Raw genomic sequence first — 24,493 nt, 5'->3', positions numbered from 1 at the left:
TGCCTGAGCTACGCGAAAACGCCCAAACACCGTCAGCGCATATTGAGCCTGCGCAGCAGCCGCAGGCGTCCCCGAGATATCGCCCGCAGCAGGCTGCCTACACCCTGTTGGGATCGTTCAATAGTGGGTGATCGCAGGCACCGTCCCTGACTCACATAGCGTTAGCAGGATCGAACGGCCACCCACGCCAAAGGGAAATCACCACCGCCCGAACCACCAACGCCGCGGAATTGATTGCCAGCCGCACAGGCGACGCGCTTTTTGGTTACTTTTTGGCGCTCGGCCAAAAAGTGACCCGCCCAGGAGGGCGGAACCACGCGGTTCAAAAGCCGACAGCATGTCACCAACACCGCCCAACCGAAAACCCTTCAACACACCTTAGCCCCCCGCAACACCCCCTCCCCCGCCGCGTCCATCGCCTCCAATCTCGCCACCACATGCTTGACCACCTGGTCGCAAAACACCTGCCTCCCCCCCGCCAGAAACAACGCATGATCCATACACCCATGCCGATGCACGGTGATATGCGTGAACGCCGCGAGGGCTTCCAGATCTCTGCCAAAGCGCAGCTGAGCCTCTTCGAGCCCCATGTCCTCCGACCCATACAGCATCTCAGTCCGCACCCCGCGCTCATTCAGGCTGCGCATCGCGGCCCGCGCGTAAGCCGTGGCTGACGCCAGATCTTCGCCACCGCGCAGCCGCGTCAAGCGGAACGCCACGCGCTCGGTAGCGTGCCGGTAGGCATGGCGCGCCATGGCCGCGGCGAGCGGGCCGACCCTCACCTCGCCCTGCAACATCCGTTGCCAGTTGCCGCCACGGCGCGCGGCCGACAGCCAGCCCTGCCACGAGCGCGCGCCCTTGCCCCCGCTGCGGTCATCGGCGCGGTCCCAGCGGAATTTCACCAGGTTGGCCAGCACCAGGCCGTTCACGCCGGGATTGGCCAGGGCGGCGTGCAGGCTCAGGAAGGCGCCGGAGCACACGCCGGCCAGCACGATGCAGCGGTAACCGCGCGCGCGCATCCAGTCGACCGCGGCGCTCACGTCGGCGCGCGGCCCGGGCGAGTAGATCGCGGAGATGCTCATGCTGCGTGGCGCGCGCGGGCTGTCGCCGAGCGCCGACACGTCCAGCCGCAGCGAGACCACGCCCATCTTTGCCAGCCGGCGTGACAGCGTGACGAACATGCGGCCATCGCCGACATGGTGGTTGCCGCCGGTATTCGGGAAGATCACCGCGACTGGCGCGGGCGCCGCGTCGCCCGGCATGCAAAGGATGCCGAACTGGCGGCGCGCGCCGAGCCAGACCGATTCTTCGACCACGCCATCGACGGCTACGCGCTGGGACGCCGCCCGCACCATGCCGGACATGTGCCGACGTGCCGCCGGCAGCGCGGCAGGTATCGGCGCCAGCCACTGCACCAGCTGCCGCCACGTCTGCGCCGGCACCCCGGCAAACTCGGCCGATTGCATCATGTCGGCGTAGTCGGGAAACGCGGCCGCATCGACCTTCGCGCCGCCTTCGGTGTAGTACTGCGCCAGCGCACCGGCCGCGGACGCTGAGCCCGGCCAGGGGTCGAGCACCAGCACGCGCGGCGCGGGGCAGTTGGTGCCACGGTCGAGCCGCAGCGCGTCGAGGTCGCGCACCGTGTCGGCGCTGAAGCGGAAGGCCAGCACGTCGAGCGCGCCGGCCGGCGGCGGTGGCGGGGTTTCGGACGGCCCGACGCTGTTGAGCCAGTTCAGATGCAGCGCGCGCAGCTCGCGCAGGTAGGCACGGCCATTGACCACGGGCGCGAGCAGCACCAGCGCGGCAACGCCGCCCTGCCATGCCGGGTGCGAACGCATCGCCTCGGCGGCCTGCACCGCAAGGCTGGCGCCGGCGCGCAGCCCGCACAGCACGATGCGCTCCACGCCGGCCAGCGCGCGCAGCTGCGCGGCCGCGGCGACGATGCTCGAGGCGGCGCGGCCGAGGAAATGCGGCGCGTCGCAGGCGCCGGCGGAATCGCCGGTGCAGGGATAGTCGAAACGCAGCACCGGCATGCCGGCCGCGGCGAGATCGTCGGCAAGATGCCGCCATGCCCGGTGCGACCACATGGCCTCGTGGCCCAGGGGGGCGCACAGTACCACCCCGGTCTTTCCTTGTGCCTCGTGCAGCCAGCCGGCACAGCCTTCAAACATAAGCCGCCTCATGTCGCCTCCTGGCGAGCGGATGGCCAGCCGCCGAGCCGGTGGAGCCAGACCCGCATTTGCACGCAGAAACGGGTACGCGCAGCTGCGCTACCCGCTTCCGCGCCCCCTTATTCTTTTTTCTCTTCGCGGTGCAGCGCCTGCCCGATCCGGCGCGAGATCGGCGCGGTCGCCGGCATGCCAAGGTATGGATTGACGCTGTTGAACTCGGCCCGGTTGCTGCGCTTGGCGATCACACAGTTGAGGACGCCGCCCAGCAGGCGCGCATCGGCCCGTTGCAGGCGTTTGAGCGTTTCATCGACCTGGCCAGGCAGCGTCGCGTCGGCACGCAGCACCACCAGGGTCGAACCGGCCAGGTTCGCGACCAGGCTGGCATCGGCCACCGCCAGCACCGGCGGCGTGTCGATCAGCACCAGGTCGAAGCGGGCGGCGCACTGGCGCAGCGCTTCGGCCATGCCCGGGCGCATCAGCAGTTCGGAGGGATTCGGCGGCGGCAAACCCGCCGGCAGGATCGACAGGCCGTTGACCACCGTGGGCCGCACCGCGGCGGACAGCGGCACGTGCCCCGTCAGCAGTTCGGCCAGGCCGGATTCGGCGGGCTGGTCGAACCAGCTCGCCACGCGGCCGCGGCGCAGGTCGGCGTCGATCAGCAGCACGCGCTGGCCGGCTTCGGCGAACAGCACGGCCAGGTTCACCGACGCAAAGGTCTTGCCCGCGCCGGGGGCCGGACTGGTAACGGCGATGACATGGTCGGGCGCGCTGCGCAGCGCGAAATGCACCGCGGCGCGGATATTGCGCAGCCCTTCCACCGCCAGAGAGTGCGGCGCGTTGCGCGCCAGCAGGAACTGGTCGTGCAGGCCCAGCCGCAGCATCCGCTCGGCGCTGTCATCATCTTCCAGCGCGGACACGTCGATCACCGCGCTCGACGGCCGCGGCCGCTCCAGGCGCGCCGACGGCGGCGCGGCATAGCCCGCGGCCAGGCCAAGCAGGGCCTTGGCCGAGACCATGCGCTCGAGCGCGGCCTGTTCGCGGCTGAAGGCAATGTCGCCCAGCATGGTGATGCCGAGCTTGTCCTCGGCGTCGTTGGCGGTGGCCACGGTGGGCCGCACGCGCTGGCGCAGCGTCAGCGCCCCGGCGGCCAGCAACATGCCCAGCACGCCGCCACCCGCAGCCGGCGTCCACGGCCCCATGCCGACCGGCACGGTGGGCGTAAGCGCGTTATCGACGATGCGCACCTGCCCGGTGCGGTCGAGCTGCGCCAGCGACAGCTGCTCGACCTTGTTGCGCAGCGTCATGTACATGTCCTCGGCCACCTTGACGTCGCGCGTCAGCGCCACGGATTCACGCTCCGACGCCGACAGGTTCTGCATGCGCGCGTCCATCTCCTGGCGCTCGCGCGTGAGCTGCTGGATCTGGCTGTCGACGGTGCGGACCTCGTTGGCTTCGGTGGTGAAGCGCTGCAGCAGCTTGGTGCGCTCCAGCCGCAGCAGCGCGATCTGGCGCTGGTACTCCATGCTGCCGTTCAGGTAGGACTGCACATCCTGGCTCGGCGCCAGCGAGCCCGAGCGCGAGCGGTAGCGCGTCAGCGCGCTCTCGGCGCGCTCCAGTTCGGCTTTCACGCGCGGCAGTTCGCCCGACAGGAAGGCCAGCGTCGCGGCGGTGTCGTCCTGGCGCTGCTCGGCCTGGCCCTTGATATAGGAATCGGCAATGCCGTTGACCAGCGCCGCCGCGGTGGCCGGGTCGCGGCTCTGCCAGCTGATGCGCAGCGTGGTGGCGTCGCTCGATTCGCTGTCGACGCGCAGCTCGCGCGTGACGGCATCGACGGTCAGCGTCAGGTCGCGCCGCGTGACCAGGAAGCGCGTGCCCGGGCGCGCCTCGATCCGCCCCACCAGCATCGAGATGCCACCGGCCTCGGCCACCTGGCCGGCGCGGCCCTCGACCTGCGCCTCCGGCCCGCTCAGCCGGAAGCCGTTGTCGGGCAGGATCTCCAGCGTCAGCGGCACGTTGAGCAGGCGCGCCGGCACGTTCAGGCGCTCCACCGCCACGCGCTCGCCGCCCCACGCATAGCCCAGCTCCGCCGGCCACGGCCCGCGCAGCTTGCCGGGCTCGGCGAAGTGGTTGACCAGGCTGCCCAGCAGCGGCGCGCGCAGCGGCTGGATCTCGATATCCAGGTGCAGGCGCTCGACCACCGGGCCGACCACGGCGCGGCTCTTCAGCATGCCCAGGTCGAGCTGCGGCGTGGCCGTGCGGCCGGCGGCGTCGCGGGTCTGCAGCTGCACCAGCGACTTGGCGCGATACAGGTCAGGGGTGGACAGCCACGCCAGCCAGGCAAGGGCCGCCCCGGTCAGCCCGGCGGCAAGGATCCAGCCTGCGTGGTCCAGCAGCACGCGCGCGTTCGCGCCGCTGCGCGGCGACACCTGGTCGGGTACCGGAACGGCTCCGGCAAATGACATTCTGCTCACGACATCTCTCCCGCCAAACGCTGCCTCACGCCAATCACGCAGCCGCCGGTGCGTGCCCGCGCGCCTGCCGGCACCCGGGCGCATGCACTGGCCGCCGACCCCTTTACTTGCGCCCGTAGTTGTCTTCGAACCTCACGATGTCGTCCTCGCCCAGGTAGGCGCCCGACTGCACCTCGATGATCTCCAGCGGCGTCTTGCCCGGGTTCTCGAGCCGGTGCAGCGTGCCGATGGGGATATAGGTCGACTGGTTTTCCGAAAGAATGCTGATGTTGTCGCCGCAGGTCACGCGCGCGGTGCCACGCACCACCACCCAGTGCTCGGCGCGGTGGTAGTGCATCTGCAGCGACAGACTGGCGCCGGGCTCGACCACGATGCGCTTGACCTGGAAGCGGTCGCCGCGGTCGATCGAGTCATAGCAGCCCCAGGGCCGGCGCACCTTGCGATGGTTCACCACTTCATTGCCATGCTCGGAGCGGATACGCTGGACGATGTTCTTCACGTCCTGCACGTGGGCCTTGTCCACCACCAGCACCGCATCGGCGGTTTCCACCACCACCACGTCCTGCACCCCGACGCACGCGATCAGGCGGCCTTCGGAATGCGCCAGGCACGAGCTGGCGCCGTCGAACAGCACGCGCCCGCGCCCGGCATTGCCGCTGGCGTCCTTGGGCGCGATATCCCAGATCGCCGCCCACGAGCCCACGTCGGACCAGCCTGCGTCCAGCGGCACCAGCATGCCGGCGATATCCGGCAGGGTCTCGAGCTTCTCCATCACGGCGTAGTCGATCGAGTCCGACGGGCACGCGTGGAAGGCTTCCTTGCCCAGGCACAGCACTTCGCCTGCGCACGCGGCGTGTTCGCTCGCCGCATAGGCGGCGCGGCATTGACGCGCCATCTCGGGCTGCAGCTCGGCCACCGCGCGCAGCCACACCGAGGCGCGCACCACGAAGATGCCGCTGTTCCACCAGAATTCGCCCGACTCGACATAGTGCTTGGCCAGCTCCAGGTGCGGCTTCTCGACGAAGCGGTCCAGCATGAAGGCGCCCTGGTCGGCGCCGCCGGCCGCGCGGATGTAGCCGAAGCCGGTCTCGGGCGCCACCGGCTTCACGCCCAGCGTGACGATGGCACCGTGGTCCGCATGCTGGATCGCGGTGGCGATGGCCTCGCGGAACGACGCGACGTCGGCCACGCTGTGGTCGGCCGGCGTTACCACCAGCACCGCATCGCCGCCCTCGCCCGCGGCCGCGAGCGCATGCAGCGCGGCCACGGTCAGCGCCGGCGCGGTATTGCGCCCGCACGGCTCGGACAGCACGCGCGCCGGCTTGCCGGCGCGCTTCATCATGTCAGTGATCATGAAGCGGTGCTCTTCACCGCAGACCACGATCTGCGCCGCTTCCATGCCGTCGGGGCGGCCCGCCAGCGCCGCCACGCCGGCGAGGCGGTTGGCGGTGGCTTCCAGCAGCGTGTCTTCGGCAATCAGGTTCAGCAGCTGCTTGGGGAACTGCTCGCGCGACAGCGGCCACAAGCGCGTACCGGCGCCGCCGGCGAGGATCACGGGCTGCACCACCGGCAACGCGGCGCCATGCGCCGCCCTGTCGCCCAGCCCTTGCAGCGCTGCATGGATTTCGCCGTTGACCGGCGGCGGCGTCTGGTTCTCTTCCCGGGTCCGAATTCGCATCATGCCTCCTGGCGTGTCGGCTGTTCCAAGCGTCCCGCGCTTCCCGCGCGTGAGGCCCGGTCCTGCGCAACCACGGCGACGGTCTCGCAGAAACGGGTACGCCCGGCAGCGGTCCCTGACCGCCATGACGGGGATGCCAGCCAGTCTAGGCAGGCCTCCTGGCGCAATCTGTTCGATTCCGCACACGCTACTTGCGCCGCCGCGGCAGACCGCGCGCACGCGTGCCGCAGTGGCCTGCGATCGCACGCGCTCTGTTGGAGAACGCACCGATAGCCACGGCCGTCGGCGTTGCAATACAGTGGGCCGTGCAGGCGCAGCGCCTGCGATCGCGGCCCGGCGGCATGCGCGCACTGCGAAGGAACGACATGGAGCGGGCGGTGGCAACGACGGCAACCACGGCAACCACGGCGACGATCGCGCCAATGGCAGCGACCACGGCAACCACGGCCACCGACCGCGGCGGCTACCACTACACGCGCCAGCTGCCGTGCCACGTGGCCAGGCCGGTGCAGCGCTGGCTGCACGATGAAGCCTCGGTCTGGCAGGAGACCAATTGCTACATGGACCTGTGGATCGAGCTGCTGTATGGCTGGGGGCTCGACCCGCGCGCGGCGCTGGCGTTCACCGTGGCGCAGGACTACGAAGGGGACCATTTCACCTTCTTCAAGTACCCGCCGGCGGACATCGAGCTGATGTACGGCACGGTGGTGCAGGAGATGGCGCTCTACGACACGCTGCAGGCCCACCTGGTCGAACAGATCGGGCGCGGCCATACCGTGCTGGTCGAGATGGACAGCTTCTACCTGCCCGACACGCGCGCCACCGCTTACCGCGAGGCGCATGTGAAAACCACCATCGCCATCGACGTGATCGACCCCGCGGCGCAGCGGCTGTGCTACTACCACAGCCTCGGCTACCACACCGCCGCGGATGACGACTACCGCGGCCTGCTGCGCCTGGCGCCCGAGCTGCGCGACGGCAACATCCTGTTCCCGTACGCCGAATGCGCCAAGCGCATGCGCGCGCCGCTGCGGGGCGCGCACGCGGCCGATGCCGCCGCGGCGCTGATGCGCCATCACCTGGGCCGCCGCCCCGCGCTGAACCCGGTCACGCGCTGGCGCGCCGACTTCGACCAGCACGTCGCGGTGATCCTGGCGCGCGGCGAGGCCTACTTCCACCACTACGGCTTCAACCTGCCGCGCCAGTTGGGGGCGAACTTCGAGATGCTGCATCACTGCCTCGCTTGGTTCGGCGAGCATGGTTACGATGTGCCCGCGCACGTCGCACGGGCGGCCAACAGCATCGCTGCGGAAAGCAAGGTGCTGCAGTTCCGCCTGGCCCGGGCCATGGCACGTGGCCGTCCGGACCGCTGCAGCGAGTGCCTGGACACCATGGAGTCCGCTTATGAAACGGTCATCGCCGGCCTGCTGTCGTCATTCGGCGCCGCCGATCCCGCACAGCCGGCCTGCGCCTGACGCCAACGGCAAGCGCCGCTGGCAAAGCGGGCGCACGGCCGCTGCCGTGCCGCGCGCCCGTGGCGCTTCAGGCGTGGGCCAGCGCGGGCAGCAGGCGGTCGTACTCGCGCTTGACCAGCTTGTAGCATTCGCAGGAATGCTTCTCGAGCCCGCAATGATCGAGGATGGTGATATGGCCGCGGCTGTGGTGGATCAGCCCCAGGTTTTCCAGCTTGCCGGCGGCTTCGGTAACGCCTTCGCGGCGCACGCCCAGCATGTTGGCGATGACCTGCTGGGTGATGACCAGCTCGTTGGAGTTCATGCGGTCGCGCGCCAGCAGCAGCCAGCGGCACAGTTGCTTGTTCAGCGAGTGGTGGCGGTTGCATGCCGCGGTCTGCGCGATCTGCGTCAGCACCGCCTGCACGTACAGCAACGTGACCCGCTGCAGGGTCGGCAGATAGGACAGCTCGGCGCGCAGCGCGCGCGCGGGAATGCGGTAGGCGAAGCCCGGGCTGCGCACTTCGACGCGGCTGGGCATGGTATCGCCGCCCGTCACCACCGGAATGCCGACCAGGCCTTCATTGCCGACCGCGGCAAACTCGACCGTGGCGCCGTCCTCGAGCAGCGACAGCAGCGACACCACCGACGTGGTCGGGAAATACACATGGACGATGCGCTGGCTGGTGTCAGTCAGCAGTTCGCCGGCACGCAGCCGGACCAGTTCAAAGTGGCGCGACAGCGTTTCCCATTCCTGCCGCGGCAGGGCATTGAGCAGATGATTGACATGCAGGTCCGACCGTTGCGTGATCATGCTGATTCTCCCCGTTGACCCGGGACCGGCACTGGGCCGCCGCTCGCGCACTGGCTGCGTGGTGCAAAGCCCGGCTGTACCGCTCCACCCGTGACTGATGCTTACCGACTTGTTGACACCGCGTATGACTGACTGATGACGGCCGCGATCCGCTTCCCGTCCCGACGCGCAAGCCCTGCGGTGCGCTGTGTGCCTGCTGCGTCGTTTGACTGTATTAAGTGCTATGGCGCACTGAAGCGACAGTAGGCAGACGGTTGGTACTCGTTCATCCTTTGGTTGGTTGGTAGCAGGCCAACGTGGCGCCAGCGGCTGGCGGCGAATGCAAGTACCGGGGCGCCGGCATGTCGGCATCGGCCGTGCGACGACACACTGCCAGCCTAGTCTTGTCAACGGAGGAACCGCCCGGCGGGGGCGGCTGGCGGGGCCTGTATGCCCTATGCGGCCGGTGCGTCGTAGCTGGCGGGCCGGTCGGCGTTGATGGCGTAGATCTCGCCCGAAGGGATGGCGCCGGCCGGCGCGGCCGGGCCGCTCTCATGCATCAGGCGGATGCGCCGCGTTTCACCGGGGCCCAGGTGGAACCAGTCTTGCTCAGGCAGGAAGGCGTGATCCTCGATATGCACCCAGCGCGCAAAGCGGCGGGTGCCGACCTGCAGCCACCACTGGCCCTGCACGCATTCGACGCTGCCATGCAGCTCGGGCGCCGCCAGCGCGGCGGCGCTGCGGTCAGGCAAATAGACCGCTTGGCTCAGCGGCGTGCCGGCGCTGTCGTCATCGGCCAGCGTGGCCAGCACCACGTCGTGGGCAGGCGGCCCGAAGCGATAGGCGTAGGTGAAATCGAAGAACCGGTCGAGCATCGCCGCGGCGGCAATCCGGCACGACTCGCGCGGCCGCAGCGTCAGCACCTGTTGCGCCTGCGCCGCCACCGCCTCGCCGTCGCGCAGGCAGCGCAGCGTCAGGCGCACCGTGCGCGGCTGCGCGGTTTCATTGATGACATGCACGTGCAGGCCGTTCAGGCCCTCGTCGGTCAGCAGCACCTGCAGCGGCTGCCACACCGTGCGCAAGGCATGCCAGGGCGACTTGGGGCGCCCGCACGCGTCGACGATGCCCCAGCCGGCGCCGGGCAGCAGGTCCTGCAACTGCCACACCAGCCCGCCGGCGCAGGTCGAACCCACGCGGCGCCACTCGCTGAAAACCTCGGCCATGAGCTCGGCCACCACCGCGCGCGACAGCGCCAGGTAGCGCGCCGGGCGTTCATAGCGCAGGCGCGGCGGATCGACCTGGTACAGCGCGCGCAGGTAGAAGTCGCGGATATCCTCGAAATCCCATGCCGCGCCGGCATCGCGCGGCACCCGTGCCTTCCAGCGCGGATCGTGCAGCGGCTGGGTCAGGCCGTGTTCGCGCAGCGTGCGCGCGCACGGCACGTTGGCAAAGGCCAGGCATTCGGCAGCAAAGCGCACGTTGGCCAGGCGCGCATCCGCCAGCGAGCGCTGGTAGGCGCCCACGCCGTAGTAATGGGTGACGCCGGTGTCGGGCTGGAACGGCCACGCGCCTGCGCTGGGCGAGTTGCGCACATAGACCACGTCGGCACGGTGCCGCGCCACCAGGCCGGGAATCAGCTCGTCGAACAGCGGCTGGCGCCAGTCGCCGCGCGGCGTGCCCAGCATGGCCGCCTGCTGCTCGGCTTCGCTGCCGCCGCACAGCACCGCGATGGCCGGATGCGCGCGCGTCGATTGCAGCCACTGGCCGACTTCGCGCGCGGCATCGTCCATCAGGCCGCGCGATGCCTGCAGGTCCGCGCCGTAGTCGAAATTGGCGAACATGAAGTCCTGCCACACCAGCAGGCCCAGCGCGTCGCAGGCGCGATAGAAGGCCTCGCCGGGGTAGCAGGTGACGCCGCTGACCCGCACCATGTTCATGCCCGCGTCGCGCGCCAGTCTCAGCCAGCGGCCCACGGCCTCGTCGCTGTCGGCCAGTCCGGGCAGGTCATGGCTGGACACGCAGGCGCCGCGGCAGAAGATGCGCTCGCCGTTGACGCGCAGCGCAAAGGCGCCGGGCTCGCCGTCGCAGTCTTCCTCGACGGTGCGAAAGCCCACTAGCGCGCATTGCAGCACGCGCGTGCCGAGGCGGGCCTCGACCCGGTACAGCGCGGGCTCGCCATGCGTATGCGGCCACCACAGGCGCGCGTGCGGCACGCGCAGCGTGCCGGCCAGAACATGCTCCGACGTCCGCGCCAGGCTGCCCCACGTTTCATTGTCGCCATGCGCTGCCAGCCAGCGCGCCTGCGCCGGCGCGGGCCCCGGGAAATGCAGCGTCAGCGCGATGATGCCGTCGGTGCCGTCCAGTTGCGTGCTGGCCTCGGCGCGCACGCCGTGCAGCGGATCGGCGCTGGCCGGATCGAGCAGCTCGATGCTGCGCCACGGCCCGACCGCGTGGACCGGCGGACACCAGCCCGGCATATGGCCCAGCAGCGTGGTGCGGACCGCTCGCAGCGTCGGCGGCACGATCATGCGCGGCTTCCAGCGGACCTGGCCGCGCTGCGTGCGCAGCCACGGATGCAAGGCGCGGAAGCACAGGTGCAGCGTGTTGTCGCCGGCCAGCTGCACCGACACCTGGTGGGCGGCAAACATATGGCGCGTGGTCAGCACCAGCACCCCGTTGAGCCACACCTCGGCCAGCGTCGCCAGGCCATTGCAGCGCAGCGTGCGCGCGCCGCTGCCGGCAAAGCGCACGCGGTACCAGTAGTCATGCCGGTGCAGCGGCGGCGGCGCGCTGTCGTCCCATCGGCCCGCCGCGCGCAGGGCCGCGGCCACGGTGCCGGGCACGGGCGCGGGCAGCCATGGCGCATCGGGTGACAGGCCGGCCGGCGCCTGTGCCGCGCCCGCGAGCGTTTCCAGCCAGCACCATTCGCCGGCGAGGGCGCACGGGCCCACGGCCACGCCGGGGGCAAGCGCCAGGTCGGTGGAGGCGTTGGAGGCGTTGGAGGCGTTGGAGGCGTTGGAGGCGGTCGGGGCGGTTGCAGCGGATGTGGCGGCGGTGGTGGCGCTGGTCGTTCCCGCGGACTGGCCTGGCACCAGTGCCGCCGGGTCGCGCGCGCTCATGCCACGCTCGCGCCGAAGTGCGAGGCCAGCGCCGGCACCGTGCCCTGGTAGGCCTGTTCGAGCTGGTCCAGGCAGTCCTGGCAGGGATCGGACTTGCGGCTGATCACCGCGCGCATCAGCCGGAACTGCATCACCATGGCTTCGGAGGCCATGGTGTAGCAGGCCTCGCCGATGCAATCGGGCAGCGAGTGCCCGTGCAGCACCAGCCAGCGCAGGTAGCGGCCGAGCAGCTCGAAATTGACGCCGAGCTGGCGCAGCACGCTGGCCGCATAGACCTGGAAGTTGGGCTCGCCGCGCGCCATCAGGTGTTCGAGATGGCCCGGGAATGCCATGCGGAACACGCTGATCGGGTTGTGCTGCGGCCGGCGCGACAGGTGATGGCGCAGCAGTTCCAGCGAGGTCCGCATCAGCGCGGCATCGGTCAGCGCGGCAAAGCGCCGCCGCGCCACCGATGCATGCGGAAACGCCGCCACCTCGCCGTAGCCCACGGTCGCCGGGCGGAAGATGGCGGCATAGTCCTCGCCGCTCGCGGTGTGGTAGCCGTCGCCATGGAAATAACCGACGGCGGCGGCCTCGGGCACCAGCACATCGATGCCGATGCACGAGCGCATATGCTGGCGGCGATAGGTGCCGGCCGGCTGCGGCAGCTGGTAGCTGTCGACTTCGAGCAGCACCACGTTGCCGCGCGCGGTCTGGGTGGCCACATGCGCCTCGAGCCGGTCGTACATCGACAGCTCGTGCGTGACGATGCCGTACAGGCGTTCAAGGTCATTGGCGGGGAAAGCCGAGAGCGTGAACTGGTCGCCCTCGAAGTCCTGCGCCACGGTGAACGGCAGCGCGGCAATGGGTTCGAGGTCCCAGCCCTGCAGCAGCTCGACCCACAGGTCGATCTGCTGGTTCGCATGGGACCAGACCGGATTGCCGCCATGCCAGGTGGAGCGGCCTGCGCGAACCCTGGCCCTGCCGTCGCCGTACATTTACCCCCCCCACAGCGTGTCGCGGACGGTTTGGGGCCAGCGTGCCGGATCCAGCCCGTGGTGACGCAGCAGCGCCAGCGCCATGCGCTCGACGCCGATGCCGACACAGCCCGTGTGCGCAGTGGCGCCGTCCGCGCTGCGCAGGTTCCACATGTGGCCGAAGTGGTCCATGTGGTAGTTGAAGCTCATGCACGCCGAGGGCGGCGCGCCGTCGTTGATGGGGATCAGCAGCTCGAACTTGAGCCTGAGCTCGCGCTGACTTTCGGCAACGAGCTTGCCGCCGCGCCCGAAGAACGGATCGTTGGCGACATCGATCTCCACCGGCAGCTGCAGCGCCGTGGCCAGCTCGGGCACGCGCTCGAGCCACTGCTCGCGGAACGCGGCAATGCGCTGCGGGGTTCCCAGGCAGACATACTCGCGCTGACGGAACAGCTGCATGCGGGTCGGCTCGAGCGAGGACTCATGGCGGAAGCAGTACGACATCACATCTACCACCTTGCCGTCCTCGGGCAGCGGGCCGCGCCGCGCGATCACCGGGTAGACCGGATAGCACGCCGCCGGGGTCAGCACCACGCCGGTCGGCTGCTGCTGGTCGGTCCAGTCGTCCTTGTCCTCCAGCCGCGCCAGCAGGCGGCGGTGGCCCTTGTCGTCGCCGCAGAAGCTGTGGACGGTACCCGCCAGCTGCGGAAAGCTCTTCATGTAGCCGCTGGTCTCGAAATCGGCCTGGCCCATGGCCGGCGGGAAGTGCAGCGTTTCCGCGCCAAGGCCCTGGCCCAGGTGCGTCATGACGTTGTTCATGCCTTCGCAGATCGATTCGAAGGTGGTGTTGCGACCATACAGGCCAGGCACGCCGGTCGGGATCATCAGGCCCTCGGCCACCAGCTGCTCGAGGAACGTGGGGCCGGATACGTGCGGCGCCGGCTTGCCGCCCCGCGTGGCGGCGCCGGGCTCGGCCGCGGCGCCACCCTGGGCGGTGCCGTCGGTCAGGGTATGGAGGTCCATGCGATCTCCCTCAGGAACGATCGGCCAGCAACAGATTGGCCGTGTTGGTCAGGATGCGATCGTTGTTGATCATCAGCGGCGCCGACCACAGATCGCGCAAATGGCGGCCCAGGCTGAACGGCGTGCCGTGCTTGTAGCCCGCCATGCCGCACACCAGCATGGCCTGCTGCACCGCCTCCAGCGCCAGCGCGGACACCGCGGTCTTGAGCCCGTTCATGCCCGCGGCCAGTGCGAACGCGCTTGCCACCGGCGGCTCGGCATGGCGCCGGCGCTGTTGTTCCAGCGCCAGTTCCAGCCGCCCCTCGATCAGCTGCAGCAAACTGACCGCTTCGGCTACACGCGCCGCCGACGGCGGCAGCGCGCCGGACCGCGCGCGCGCCTGCCCCTGGAAGTAGGTCTTGGCGCGCGCCACCGCATCGCTGCAGATGCCGAGCCACAGCGCACTCCACAGGATGTGCGACACCGGCGTCATGGTAGCGTCGGCGATCTCCCCGAAGGGCACCGGCAGCACCTGCGCCAGCGCGCCCGTGGCCTCGAGCCGGAAGCCGTTGCTGCAGGTGCCGCGCATGCCCAGCGTGTCCCACGCGTTCAGGCTTTGCAGCGTGTAGTCCGGCTTCAGCGCACACACCAGCACCTGGTCCGATGGCCCGGCGTCGGCATGGCGGCGCGACGTGATCAGGATGCCGTCGGCATGCGCGCCATACGAAATCGTCGGCGCCATCTTGAGCAGGTGGAAGCGCTCGCCGTCGACGTTGAGCGCGCAGCCGCTGCTGCGCAGCGCGCCGCCGATGGCCTCCTCGGACGTGGCCGAAGCCAGCAGCAGCTGCTCGGCGGCAATGCGCGCGAGCAGGCCCTGGTGCCAGGGGCTGGCGGTGCCGTGTTCGAGCACGCAGGCCACCTGGATCTGGTGCATGGCGTAGATCATCCCGGTCGACGCGCACGCCGCGCCGAGCACGCGGCAGATCGCCGCCACCGTCGCCAGCGAAGCGCCGGCACCGCCCTGAGCGGCCGGCACCATGGCGCCGATCAGGCCGTGCTCGCGCAGGCTGTCGAAGGCTTCCTGCGGAAAGCGCGCGTCGCGGTCGACGGCGTCGGCGTGGGCCTGCGCGACCGCGGCAGCGGCCTGGGCGGCGGCTAACAGCGCCTCGGCGCGGGCGCGCACGGCGCCCGTGCCCACGCTGGAATGCGCCAGTGCCACCGTGGCCACGGGGGTCATGCCGCCTCCTGCTGCTGCCGGATCTGCTCGACCGCGGCGGCCAGGGAATCGATGCTGCGGAACAGCTGGCGCGTCAGCATCTGGTCCGGGATTTCGATGTCGAAAGCGTTCTCGAGCGCGAGCATCACGTGCACGGTGGCCAGCGACGACAGGCCGGCGGCATACAGGTCATCGCTGTCGGCCAGGTCGGCGAGCGGCACCTCGAGCCGGGCAACTTCGCCCAGGATGCTGCGGATGGTTGCTTTCATGGAACACCTCCGGTTTTTATGAGTGCGGCCTATTGCACGCTTAACCGGCTGCGGCTTCGGTACGTTTGCGCACCAATCCGTGCGCCCCCGGGTACCGCCGCAGCTGCGCCTCAATACGCACTGGCGCCGGTCCAGCCGTGCAGCGCGGTGCGCAGGATGATCTGCAGGTCGAGCTGGAACGACCAGTGCTGGATGTAGTAGATGTCGAACTCGATCCGCCGGCGCATCTTCTCGACGGTATCGGTCTGGCCGCGCAGGCCGTTGATCTGGGCCCAGCCGGTGATGCCTGGCTTGACCCGGTGCCGCAGCATGTAGCGGTCGATCAGCTCCTTGTAGAGCTCGTTGTGCTCCATCGCATGGGGGCGCGGGCCCACTACCGACATCTCGCCGCGCAGCACGTTGAAGAACTGCGGCAGCTCATCGAGGCTGGTGCGGCGCAGGAAGGCGCCGACCCGCGTCACGCGCGCATCGCCGCGTACCGCCTGCGTCACGCCCACGTCGGCGTGCTGGCGCATGGTGCGGAACTTGAAGACGTCGAACGGGCGCCCGTCCATGCCCAGCCGCCGCTGCCGGAACAGTACCGGCCCGGGCGACGACAGCTTCACCAGCACGGCCACCACCAGCAGCAGCGGCGCCAGCCCGACCAGCGCGGCCAGCGCGAAGGCACGGTCGAAGCTGGCCTTGAGCAGGCCGGTGATGCCCGATACCGGCGGGCTGTTCAGGTCGATCACGGGCAGGCCGAGGAACTCGCTGAAGCGGTGGCCGAGCAGCTCCACCGACATCACGTCGGGGATCCAGCGGATGTCGATCAGCTCGTTGCGGAACTGCCGCACCACGTCGTACAGGTCGCGGCACGCCACCATCGGCAGCGTCAGCCAGATCTCCCTGACGGCCTGGCTGCGCACGAACAGGTTGACCTCTTCCATGGTGCGCAGCGAGACCACGCCGTCGGGCACCGCGATCGGCTCCTCATGGTAGATGCCGACCACGCGGTAGCCCGCGGCGCGGATCTGGTCCACGCGCAGGTACATCTCGCGCCCCAGCGGCCCGTAGCCGAAAATCACCACGCGCTTGGCATTGATGCCCTGCTCCCGCACATTGCCCAGCATGCGGAACATGACGGCACGCACCCCCGCCAGCGCCAGCAGGCTGGAGCCGAACCAGCCCAGCGACCAGACCCGCGACACCGCGGCGATCTGGTGCATCAGGAACGCCGTCATCAGCCCGACGATGAATACCGTGGCCCATGCGGCGAGCAGGCGCAGCACCAGCGCCGCACGGCTGCGGCCGCGCCATGATTCATAGATGCCGAAGGCGGGAAACACCGCCAGCACCCCGATCGAACACAGCGCGGCAAGAAAGCCGTGCACCGGCGCGGCACCGCGGATGCCCTCGGGAAAGTACAGCGCACCGATCATCACCGCGCAGGCGCCCACCAGCACCGCGTCGGCCAGCCGGTACAACAAGTGCAGCGCCGTGTGGCGCTCTGCCGTAAAGGTCGAACTGGATGCCATGGCTGCCCACCGCGAATGCAATGCTCGATGGGGCGATGGTTGCCGAGCCGCCCGCCAGTGTCTGTTGGCGGGCGCACACAGGCCGTGGCGGGGAAATCGGCGCTGGCGGCCGCGCTCAGCAGGGTTCGGTGCGCCCCGCGGCGTGGATCTTGGCGTACCCGGGCGCGCGCCAGTTCAGGGCCCATTCGCCGCGCTGGAAAGGGCGGTCGCGGCCGGACAGCAGCATGGCAAGCTGCTGGATCAACGCGTGCGAGGCGCCCACGGTGCGGGTCATCGGCATCACCAGCGCGGTGGCCAGCACCACGCTCGCCAGCACCATCGCCAGCGGACCGTGCGGCGTGGTGCGCCGCACGATGAACGGCAGGCTCACGCACAGGCCCACGCCCAGGCCGCCCGCCACCTCCGACACCGAGTGCGCATGCAGCGCCAGCCGCGACACCCCCACCAGCAATGCCAGCGCCACGCCCGCGGCCGCCGCCAGCCAGCCCAAACGCCGCCACGCGGCCGGCACCGCCAGGTAGAGCAGCACCGGCAGCACCGACGCCGCCATCATCGCGTGGCCGGAGAAACCGGTGAAGTTCAGTGCCGCACTGCCAATGCCCCAGCCCATGAACGCGAGCTTGGACGCCAGCACCAGCAGCGCGGCCGCGGCAAACGCCAGCACCCAGTGGCGCGCGCTGCCGGGCGCGCCACGCCAGTACAGCCACAACGCCAGGAACACGGCGCAAGGCAGCAGGTACGCGGATTCGCCGAACAGGGAAACGAGATGCCAGTGGCTCATGGGCAGGCGCAAGCGGTAAGTGTCAGGGTCTGGTGGCGCAGCGTATCACCGCGTCGCGCGTGGCGGCATCGGCCGCTTGGTCCAGCGCCGCACGCGCGCGCAGCGCGGCCGCGGCCGGCGCGGGTCAGGGTGCAGACAGGTTGAGAGTGCATGACTGCATTGGCCGTCTGGTGGATAGAGAGTCTTTGCGCAATTCGATATGTTCAATCGGGATCGCTGCCCTTGCATCACCGGGGCAGCGTTTTCAAAGCCCGCATGGTCCCCCGGTCGGCGGGCTTCTTTTTTTGCCGGCCGGGAAGGCATGGTCGAGATGGCGGCAGCAACGGCGAGATCATGCGGCCCACACAATGCGGCCTATCAGTGCGGCCCTTCAGTGCAGCCCACCGATGCGGCCAACCCGATGCGGCCCGCACAAATGCACAGCGGCACCGGGCGCTCGCGCCGGGTGCCGCTGCACAACAGCTGCGCGTGCCTGCAGGTTCAGCTCACCACTGACGGCGGCACGCGGTGCCGATGCTGCGCGATGATCAGCGCCTTGAGGCTTTCCACGCGCAGCAAGGCTTCGCGCTCGCCGGCCGCGCGCGCGGCATCGGCGGCGGCCAGCTCGCAATCGAACTGGCGCCCGTGCAGTTCTCCCCGGTACAGCAGCGGCTCATCGCTGCCGGCAGCGCCATCCGCGCCACCGCCTTCGTCATGACGGGCGGCGAGCCTGATCTCGAAGCAGCACGCCCACTTTCCCCGGCCCTCGCGCACCGCAAAGCCGCGCACGACGAGGAACTCCAGTCCGGCCTCCATACGACCCCCTTCTTCCCGGGACGGCCAGCCTGCAAATGAGGGCCAGCTTCTGCCTCCGGGCGAATCAAGCATAGGCCATCAGCAATATTGCGCCCTCATCCGGTGGTTGTAGGAGGGGTCGCACAAAGGAGGGAGGGCGCAGTCGCACGCGCCCCGCCCAGCGACAGCGCCATGCGCGGGAAACACTGGCCGCCTGCCCACACCAGCGCGGTAGCCGCGCACACCAGCTCCATCGCCGCGGGCAACGCGAGGCAGCCGCTGGCACCGAGCAGCGCGGCATGCAGGATCAGTGCGGGATCGAGGCGATCCGACAACACCAGCCAGCGCCGCGGCGCCAGGCGCGCGTGCAGCTGGTCCAGCCACGCGCGGGGATCGCCTTCGAGGCCGCTGCAATCGATCACGGCAATATCCGCGGGATCCGGCGGCAGCTGCGCGGCGGCCTGCGCGGGCGTGTGGCCCGGGACGGCCTGAAGGTCGTGCGTTGCGGTCTGCGCCGGCGCAGCCGATGACGGGGCATGCGCCGCGGCTTGCAGCCATTGCGGCGTGCGGCAGTTGATCGGCCTGGGCAGGTCGAGCGCGTGCAGGCGTCGTGCCAACACCCGGCACATCATTTCATTGCTGGCGATCAGGTAGGTCGGCATTGACTCTGTCCGGCGGCAACCCGTGCGGCCATGACAGCGGCCGCGCGGTCGGAGCCGGGCTGCGGGCGGCCCGGCGGGGAAGGCATCGCACCAGCGCCAACCGCCGGCGTCGGTCTGTGCGGATGTCTTCCCTCAGAAGGTAGCAAGCCGCCGCCACCCCTGCCTCATGCTTTTGGCGGAGCATCTCGCAGCAGAAGGATGAGGCGAACGGAAGCGCGCGGCCAGCATCGCCGGCACGCGCCACCGGCTCAGGCCGCCTGGCCTACCGGCGGCATGCGCGCCGGCGCGGCAGCCGGGTCCGGTCCCGCCCAGTTGAGCGTGGCACCTCTTTGCAGCGCCACGTAAACCGCTTCGCCCTTGTTGCGCACATGGAGGCGCTGATACAGGGTGCAGGCATGCGTCTTGGCGGTGGCGATCGAGATGTTCAGCATGCGGCTGACGGTCTTGATCGGATAGCCGCGCGCCAGCAACGCCAGCACTTCGTACTGGCGCTCGGTGATGTTGAGCAAGTGCGCGCCGGCCGATGGCGTTTCGTACGCGGTGGCTTGCGCGGCAAACTGGCGTTGCGCCACCGGCGCCGCGCTATCGTGGCCGGCATCGTCGACGCCGGGGCGCAGCGTCACCACCCGGGCATCGCCGGGAGCCGCCGGCGCGACGCGCGCCGCAGCGTCCGTGCCGGCGTGCCGCCCCGGCAACGGCTGGCTCGACGCCGGGAAGCATTCGCCGCCGGCCAGCACCAGCCGCACCGCCGCATCCAGCGCGTCGGCGCTGCAATGCTTGGGCACGCAGCCGCGCACCGGCTCCGGCAGCCCGGCCTCGGGCAGCGCCGGCATCGCTTGCTCGCTGAGGACCAGCACCCGCTGCGGCCGCAGCCGCTGGCACAGCTGCTCCAGCATGGACCAGCCGCTGGCCTGGTCGGCCGGCAGTCCGTAGACCATCAGGTCGGCGTCGTTGAGCCACAGGTCGGAATCGATGGGCGCCAGCGGATCGATGTCCAGCAGGTCGCCGTCGAGGTGTGCTTGGGCCAGCAGGTGGCGCAGACCCAGGCGCAGGAGGGGGTGAGGCTCGATCAAGAGGATGGTGGCCATGGCCGCTCTCTTATTATTGCGGCAAGCGCGGACCCCGCGAAAATCCGTGCTTGCTTGTCGGACGTGCCCCGCTATCCTGCGGTTGCACCTCCCTACGATCCGCCTTTGCTCCGGGGACGCCGCACAGCCTTCCCGTCTGGCTGCAGGTCGTCGTTTCCCTGGAGATACCGGATCGCCCCGGTGTGCGTGTGAAACGCTTCTGTTGCAAGAGCCTTAGATTCGGCTGAAGTCTGATCTAAGTATTTATAACTCCTGAGCTGCAGCATATGAAACGCGCCCAATGAATGCAAGGTGATGGTGCGCTGCAGCGGGTAATCCCCAACCGGCGCTTTGCGCCACGCCCGCCGGTCTGACGCCGGCTGATTGCAGCATATGGACGAAAACTGGGTGGCGGGCCTGTGCATACTACGCCATCGCGCATAAAATTATCGGCATTGTGTTTTGCTATGCATTTTGGGTCGGACGATTTCTGCCTCGCTCTGGGTGCGTTATAAATCAATAAGTTAGCGATACTGCGCAAGCTGCCGAATGATTCCTGCCGCGCCCTCTGTCAGCCTGACCCGCAGCGAATTCGCCGCCGTGCGTGCCTATGTCCAGGGCATGCCGGCCGCGATGGTGGTCCCCCGCTATCTCTCCGACGACACGGATGACGATGACGCCGCCGCCGAGTCGGCGCTGCGCATGCTGCTGGCCTTGCGCGACCGCATGGTCCAGCTCGCGCACCTGCACGGGCGCGCGGACCTGGCCGAGCTGCTGCTGGCCGGCCCCGGGCGCTCGAACCGCGGCATGGATCGTCGGGTGGATGCGCTCGGCGAACTGGAGAGACTGGGCACGGCGGCTCCGCAGGCCCAGCACAGCGTGGAACTGTGGTTCGCTCCGGCACTGGCACGGCGCCTTCGCAATGCCGGTATTGTGACGCTTAAAGCTCTTTTGGACCTGTCCAATCAGCGCGGTACTGCCTGGTGGCGAGCCGTGCCACGCATTGGGGCGCTTGCCGGCACCGCCATCAACCGCTGGCTCGGCGAGCATCGCACGGTCTTCAAGGGTGCCGATGGCGCGCCGCTGCTGCACGCGCACGTTGGGAACCGGGCGCCGCTGCAAGCGGCGGCGCTGGGTCCGGCGCTGCGGCAGCCGTTGCCGCTCGAGTTGCTGAGCGAGGCGCCGGCGGCGGCTATCGGCGCCGGCGACGCCTGTCCGTACAGCCACGGCGTAACGGTGGTCAAGGCGTGGCTGCGTGATACCACCGACGGCCACGGCAGCACCTTTGCCGCGTATCGCAAGGAGGCGGAGCGGCTGTTGCTGTGGGCGGCGCTGGAGCGCGGCAAGGGGCTGTCGCAACTGGACCTGGACGACCGCCAGGCCTACCTGGGCTTCCTGGCCAGCCCCGAACCCGCCAACCGCTGGTGCGGGCCGCGCGCGCCGCGGCACCAGGCCGCATGGCGGCCGCTGACGGGCCCGCTGCGCCCGGCCAGCCAGCGCCACAGCCTGCGCGTGCTGGCCGCGTTGTTCCGGTGGATGCATGATAACGGCTACCCTTGCGCGGCGCGCTGGCCGGCGCAGATCGGGGCCGAAATGACGACGGTGCCGGACGCGGAGGCGGCTGCGCCGTCCGCCCGCGCTCCGCTGCCGGAAGACAGCGTCGCTGCCTTCCTGTCATGGCTGACATCGCAGGCCGAGGCCAGCGACGGCCAGCGCTACCGCGCCGCGCACGCCGCCATCCTGCTGTTGCGCGAGCGTGAGCTCAGCCTGGATCAGTTGTCATCGGCGACGCTGCGATCGCTGTCCTCAGGCGGGCCCGCAGATGGCATGGCCATCGCATCAACAACCCTGGGCAATCACGTGGACGCGCTCTTTGCGGGGAGCGGCCTTGCGCCCGCGACCCGGACGGCGCTGGCGCGCCACTGGGAGGACCGGAATCTGCAATGGGATGGTCCAGGCATGGAGGACGCATGCCTGATCGGCCCGGCGACGGCGCCGCCCACCGGGCGTGCCCGCCGCAAGCGCGCGGCACAACCGCTGGGGGGCTATTCGGTGCGCGGCCTGCATGCCTTGCTGGCGGCCATGCTGGAGCGCTATCGCAAGCGCTGTGACCCGGCATTCGCGGCACGTTCGCCGCGCGATCTGCTGGCCTGAAAAACGATGGGGCAGTGTCGCCGCTGCCCCCTGCATATCGCCCGCCTGGCATGTCGGCACCCGCGTCACCGCGGCGCCGAACCGCCGACCGTTTCAAAGCTTCAAAGCAACGTCTTGTCGAGTCCGAAGCGAGACTTCAGGGCTTCAACCAGGGCCTCGCGCGCGCTGCGATCGGTCAGTTGCACGTCCAGCATCACACGTCCGGAATCCCATTCCTTGATGGTGCCGAGCAACTGGCCGCTGTCGGTGCGGATCTTGTACTGGCGGCTGATCTCCTTTACCTTGCGCGCCTTGCCTTCCTGCGCCTGCTTGCGGATCGCCTCGACCTCACGGCTCGACAGGCCATCGTGGATGATGCGCCCCGCCAGCTCGCGGGTCCGTTCTTCGCCCGCCAGCTTGAAGTACAGCGTCAGCTCGTAGCCGGCGGCAATGCCGATCGCGCTCGGGCATTCGCGCATCACACTCAGCACCGACTCCGGCAGGCGCAGCAACGCGAGGGTCTTGTTCACCGTGCCCGCGGAAATGCCGGTCAGCTCACAGATCTCCTCTTCCTTCTGGACCTTGCCTTCATCGAGCAGCTGGCGCCAGGCAATGGCATTGTCGAGCGCGGACTGGTCGGAGCGCTGCTCGTTCAGCATGAACGACAGCCGGTAGAAATCCAGGTCGCTCAGGTCGTTCTCGACAAAACATTCCATTTCGAGCTTGCCGGCGGATGCCAGGGCTCGCTTGCGGTAATGGCCGTCGATCAGGATGTAGTGGCCGGGGCGCGCCGGATCCGGCGCCGCCAGGCCCGGGGTCTTCTGGCCGTGCGTGGCGATCGATGCGGCACGCTCCTGCACCACGGCAGGATCGTAGATGCGTCGCGCATTCAGCGGGTTGTCATGCAGCTGCGCCAGCGGAATCCGGATCAGCTGCCGGCCCGCGGCGACGTCGTCGAGACTTTCAGCGCTGAAACCGGGAGACGTTTCGGCCGCCCCCCTGCCCTGCAGCAGTCCGTTGGGATGCTGGGAAATAGCCGCTTCCGCCCGTGCGAAGCGGTCCATCGTATCGTTCCGGCTCTTCTCGGCCGCCATGCCGGCGAGCATGCCTGCCTTCAGGCTCTTTAGTTTGGTAGCCATGCCTATTGCTCAATCAAAGACAACACTTCATCGACCATCATGTCGACCTCTTGCACCGCCTCGCGCGCGCCAGCCACGCCGTGGACGGTGCAGCCGATCGCCTGGCATTCGCGGAACGCCGAACGTGAGCCGATCATCGAATTCAACAGTGGGACGTCGCCATCGTCCCCAAGAATTTCAATCGCCTGGCGGGCAATCGACACGCGGCGCTGGACCATATTGGCCATGACCCGTATCAGCAGCGATTCGTTCTGTACCTGCGCGTGCTGGGCCAGCGTCTTGGCAGCCACTGCCGCCCACAGGTCAGGCGGGGACGGCACGACGGGAATGATGGCGAGATCGGAGATCAGCAGCGCGCTGGATGGCGCCGCCGAATGGACCGCTGGCGGGCAATCCACAACGATGTAGTCATAGTCCTGGACGAATTTGCGAACTTCGCGGTGCATGGCGCCGCCGGAGGGCGCCAGCCCGATGACCGAGGCCGGGAACGGCCGCTCGTCGCTGGCCTGCGCCGCCCATCGGGTGGCGGTGCCTTGCTCGTCCATGTCGACCAGCATCGAACGCGCGCCGCGCAATCCCAGTGTGCCGGCAAGGTGCATGCTGACCGTCGTCTTGCCGCAACCGCCTTTCTGGTTGAAGACCGTAATGATTTTGGCTGGCACTGCGACCTCTCTTTCAGCGCTGAAAGCGCGGTTGATTCTTAAGGCGCAACTGTAGCCAAAACCAGGTGACGTATCAACCGTTTTCCAATTTAACAAAAAAAGTGTTTCATCCCCACGGACGCAGAACTGTCCCTAAGACGGGGGAAATCACGCAAGTCGGTAAAATTGCTTGAAAATCGGACCGGAATGTGCCTAAAGTATCTGTAGTGCGCATTACGCCGCACATGACACCGTAATCCAAAGTGGTTATGATGCGCGCTACAGTCGAGTCAAGTCGTGTCACCTCGTCGGCTTCCGTTCGGTATCTACGAGAACTCAACGTGCTTGAACGGTTGTTTGCGTTGTGTACAAGAACTTGCTTCGAAAAGGAAATTCCTATGGCAACCGGTACGGTCAAGTGGTTCAACGAGACCAAGGGCTTTGGCTTCATTACCCCGGACGACGGTGGTGCAGACCTGTTCGCGCACTTCTCGGAAATCCAGGGCTCGGGCTTCAAGACCCTGAAGGACGGGCAGCGCGTGACGTTTGAAGTCAAGCAAGGCCCGAAGGGCCTGCAGGCTTCGGCGATCAAGCCGGCCTGATCCAGCCTCGGCTGAGCTCTCACCCGCCGCGACGCGTTCGCAGCGGGCAACAAA

19 protein-coding genes are annotated in these 24,493 nt (G+C 69.0%); 3 read left to right on the top strand and 16 right to left on the bottom strand.

The annotated features are described in order from the left end of the window. Nucleotides 1–368 precede the first annotated feature (368 nt). From ACEI37_RS06010 to ACEI37_RS06000, 3 genes are all read right to left on the bottom strand, one after another. Nucleotides 369–2,171 carry an alpha/beta hydrolase gene (locus ACEI37_RS06010; RefSeq protein WP_373375872.1) on the bottom strand — a complete coding sequence of 601 codons (1,803 nt, stop codon included), beginning with the start codon at nucleotides 2,169–2,171 and terminating at the stop codon, nucleotides 369–371. A 119-nt stretch (nucleotides 2,172–2,290) separates the two neighbouring features. Continuing rightward, entirely contained in the window at nucleotides 2,291–4,633 is a 2,343-nt protein-coding gene (locus ACEI37_RS06005) for a polysaccharide biosynthesis tyrosine autokinase (RefSeq protein ID WP_373377721.1), read from the bottom strand. Nucleotides 4,634–4,745: 112 nt separating this feature from the next. After that, nucleotides 4,746–6,320, bottom strand: a complete 1,575-nt coding sequence (locus ACEI37_RS06000; protein ID WP_373375871.1) for a mannose-1-phosphate guanylyltransferase/mannose-6-phosphate isomerase — start codon at nucleotides 6,318–6,320, stop codon at nucleotides 4,746–4,748. Between the two features lie 422 nt (nucleotides 6,321–6,742). On the opposite strand from ACEI37_RS06000, the gene ACEI37_RS05995 reads away from it, so the two are divergent. Beyond that, nucleotides 6,743–7,795: a DUF1839 family protein gene (locus ACEI37_RS05995; protein ID WP_373375870.1), complete on the top strand. Its 1,053-nt coding sequence runs from the start codon at nucleotides 6,743–6,745 to the stop codon at nucleotides 7,793–7,795. 67 nt (nucleotides 7,796–7,862) lie between these two features. Here the strand turns inward: ACEI37_RS05995 and ACEI37_RS05990 are convergent, their stop codons facing one another. The 11 genes from ACEI37_RS05990 to ACEI37_RS05940 all read right to left on the bottom strand — a co-directional run bounded on the left by ACEI37_RS05990 (nucleotide 7,863) and on the right by ACEI37_RS05940 (nucleotide 19,945). Then, nucleotides 7,863–8,585 carry a Crp/Fnr family transcriptional regulator gene (locus tag ACEI37_RS05990; protein ID WP_012354880.1) on the bottom strand — a complete coding sequence of 241 codons (723 nt, stop codon included), beginning with the start codon at nucleotides 8,583–8,585 and terminating at the stop codon, nucleotides 7,863–7,865. A 434-nt stretch (nucleotides 8,586–9,019) separates the two neighbouring features. Further along, on the bottom strand, nucleotides 9,020–11,683 hold the full coding sequence (locus ACEI37_RS05985) for a glycoside hydrolase family 2 protein (RefSeq protein WP_373375869.1): 2,664 nt from the start codon (nucleotides 11,681–11,683) through the stop codon (nucleotides 9,020–9,022). Beyond that, nucleotides 11,680–12,660, bottom strand: coding sequence for a DUF1839 family protein (locus ACEI37_RS05980; RefSeq protein ID WP_111520823.1), 981 nt, complete (start codon nucleotides 12,658–12,660; stop codon nucleotides 11,680–11,682). Before ACEI37_RS05980 ends, ACEI37_RS05985 begins: the two co-directional genes overlap by 4 nt. Beyond that, nucleotides 12,661–13,662 (bottom strand): amino acid--[acyl-carrier-protein] ligase, encoded by a 1,002-nt coding sequence (locus ACEI37_RS05975; protein WP_373375868.1) that lies wholly within the window; start codon nucleotides 13,660–13,662, stop codon nucleotides 12,661–12,663. Nucleotides 13,663–13,672: 10 nt separating this feature from the next. Next, nucleotides 13,673–14,878, bottom strand: a complete 1,206-nt coding sequence (locus ACEI37_RS05970) for an acyl-CoA dehydrogenase family protein (RefSeq protein ID WP_373375867.1) — start codon at nucleotides 14,876–14,878, stop codon at nucleotides 13,673–13,675. After that, a complete protein-coding gene (locus tag ACEI37_RS05965; protein WP_373375866.1) occupies nucleotides 14,875–15,126 on the bottom strand; it encodes an acyl carrier protein in 252 nt (83 codons plus the stop codon). Before ACEI37_RS05965 ends, ACEI37_RS05970 begins: the two co-directional genes overlap by 4 nt. A 110-nt stretch (nucleotides 15,127–15,236) precedes the next feature. Next, a complete protein-coding gene (locus tag ACEI37_RS05960) occupies nucleotides 15,237–16,640 on the bottom strand; it encodes an undecaprenyl-phosphate glucose phosphotransferase (protein WP_373375865.1) in 1,404 nt (467 codons plus the stop codon). 115 nt (nucleotides 16,641–16,755) lie between these two features. Further along, nucleotides 16,756–17,421: a phosphatase PAP2 family protein gene (locus ACEI37_RS05955; RefSeq protein WP_373375864.1), complete on the bottom strand. Its 666-nt coding sequence runs from the start codon at nucleotides 17,419–17,421 to the stop codon at nucleotides 16,756–16,758. A 480-nt stretch (nucleotides 17,422–17,901) separates the two neighbouring features. Continuing rightward, on the bottom strand, nucleotides 17,902–18,216 hold the full coding sequence (locus tag ACEI37_RS05950; RefSeq protein ID WP_373375863.1) for a hypothetical protein: 315 nt from the start codon (nucleotides 18,214–18,216) through the stop codon (nucleotides 17,902–17,904). Nucleotides 18,217–18,311: 95 nt separating this feature from the next. Beyond that, nucleotides 18,312–18,857: a DNA-binding response regulator gene (locus ACEI37_RS05945; protein ID WP_373375862.1), complete on the bottom strand. Its 546-nt coding sequence runs from the start codon at nucleotides 18,855–18,857 to the stop codon at nucleotides 18,312–18,314. A gap of 248 nt (nucleotides 18,858–19,105) precedes the next feature. Then, complete coding sequence (locus ACEI37_RS05940; protein WP_373375861.1) at nucleotides 19,106–19,945, bottom strand: response regulator transcription factor; 840 nt, start codon at nucleotides 19,943–19,945, stop codon at nucleotides 19,106–19,108. 528 nt (nucleotides 19,946–20,473) lie between these two features. Between ACEI37_RS05940 and ACEI37_RS05935 the strand changes: the two genes are divergently transcribed. After that, entirely contained in the window at nucleotides 20,474–22,078 is a 1,605-nt protein-coding gene (locus tag ACEI37_RS05935) for a phage integrase family protein (RefSeq protein ID WP_373375860.1), read from the top strand. Nucleotides 22,079–22,179: 101 nt separating this feature from the next. Here the strand turns inward: ACEI37_RS05935 and ACEI37_RS05930 are convergent, their stop codons facing one another. Then, complete coding sequence (locus tag ACEI37_RS05930) at nucleotides 22,180–23,196, bottom strand: ParB/RepB/Spo0J family partition protein (RefSeq protein WP_373375859.1); 1,017 nt, start codon at nucleotides 23,194–23,196, stop codon at nucleotides 22,180–22,182. A 2-nt stretch (nucleotides 23,197–23,198) separates the two neighbouring features. After that, nucleotides 23,199–23,858, bottom strand: a complete 660-nt coding sequence (locus tag ACEI37_RS05925) for an AAA family ATPase (RefSeq protein ID WP_012354867.1) — start codon at nucleotides 23,856–23,858, stop codon at nucleotides 23,199–23,201. Nucleotides 23,859–24,235: 377 nt separating this feature from the next. On the opposite strand from ACEI37_RS05925, the gene ACEI37_RS05920 reads away from it, so the two are divergent. Continuing rightward, nucleotides 24,236–24,439, top strand: a complete 204-nt coding sequence (locus ACEI37_RS05920; RefSeq protein ID WP_006159056.1) for a cold-shock protein — start codon at nucleotides 24,236–24,238, stop codon at nucleotides 24,437–24,439. The last annotated feature ends 54 nt before the right edge of the window (nucleotides 24,440–24,493 follow it).

It is taken from the genome of Cupriavidus nantongensis (genome assembly GCF_041726985.1).
In the GTDB taxonomy this organism is placed as follows: domain Bacteria; phylum Pseudomonadota; class Gammaproteobacteria; order Burkholderiales; family Burkholderiaceae; genus Cupriavidus; species Cupriavidus nantongensis_A.
This window is presented reverse-complemented; position numbering and strand designations above follow the sequence as displayed.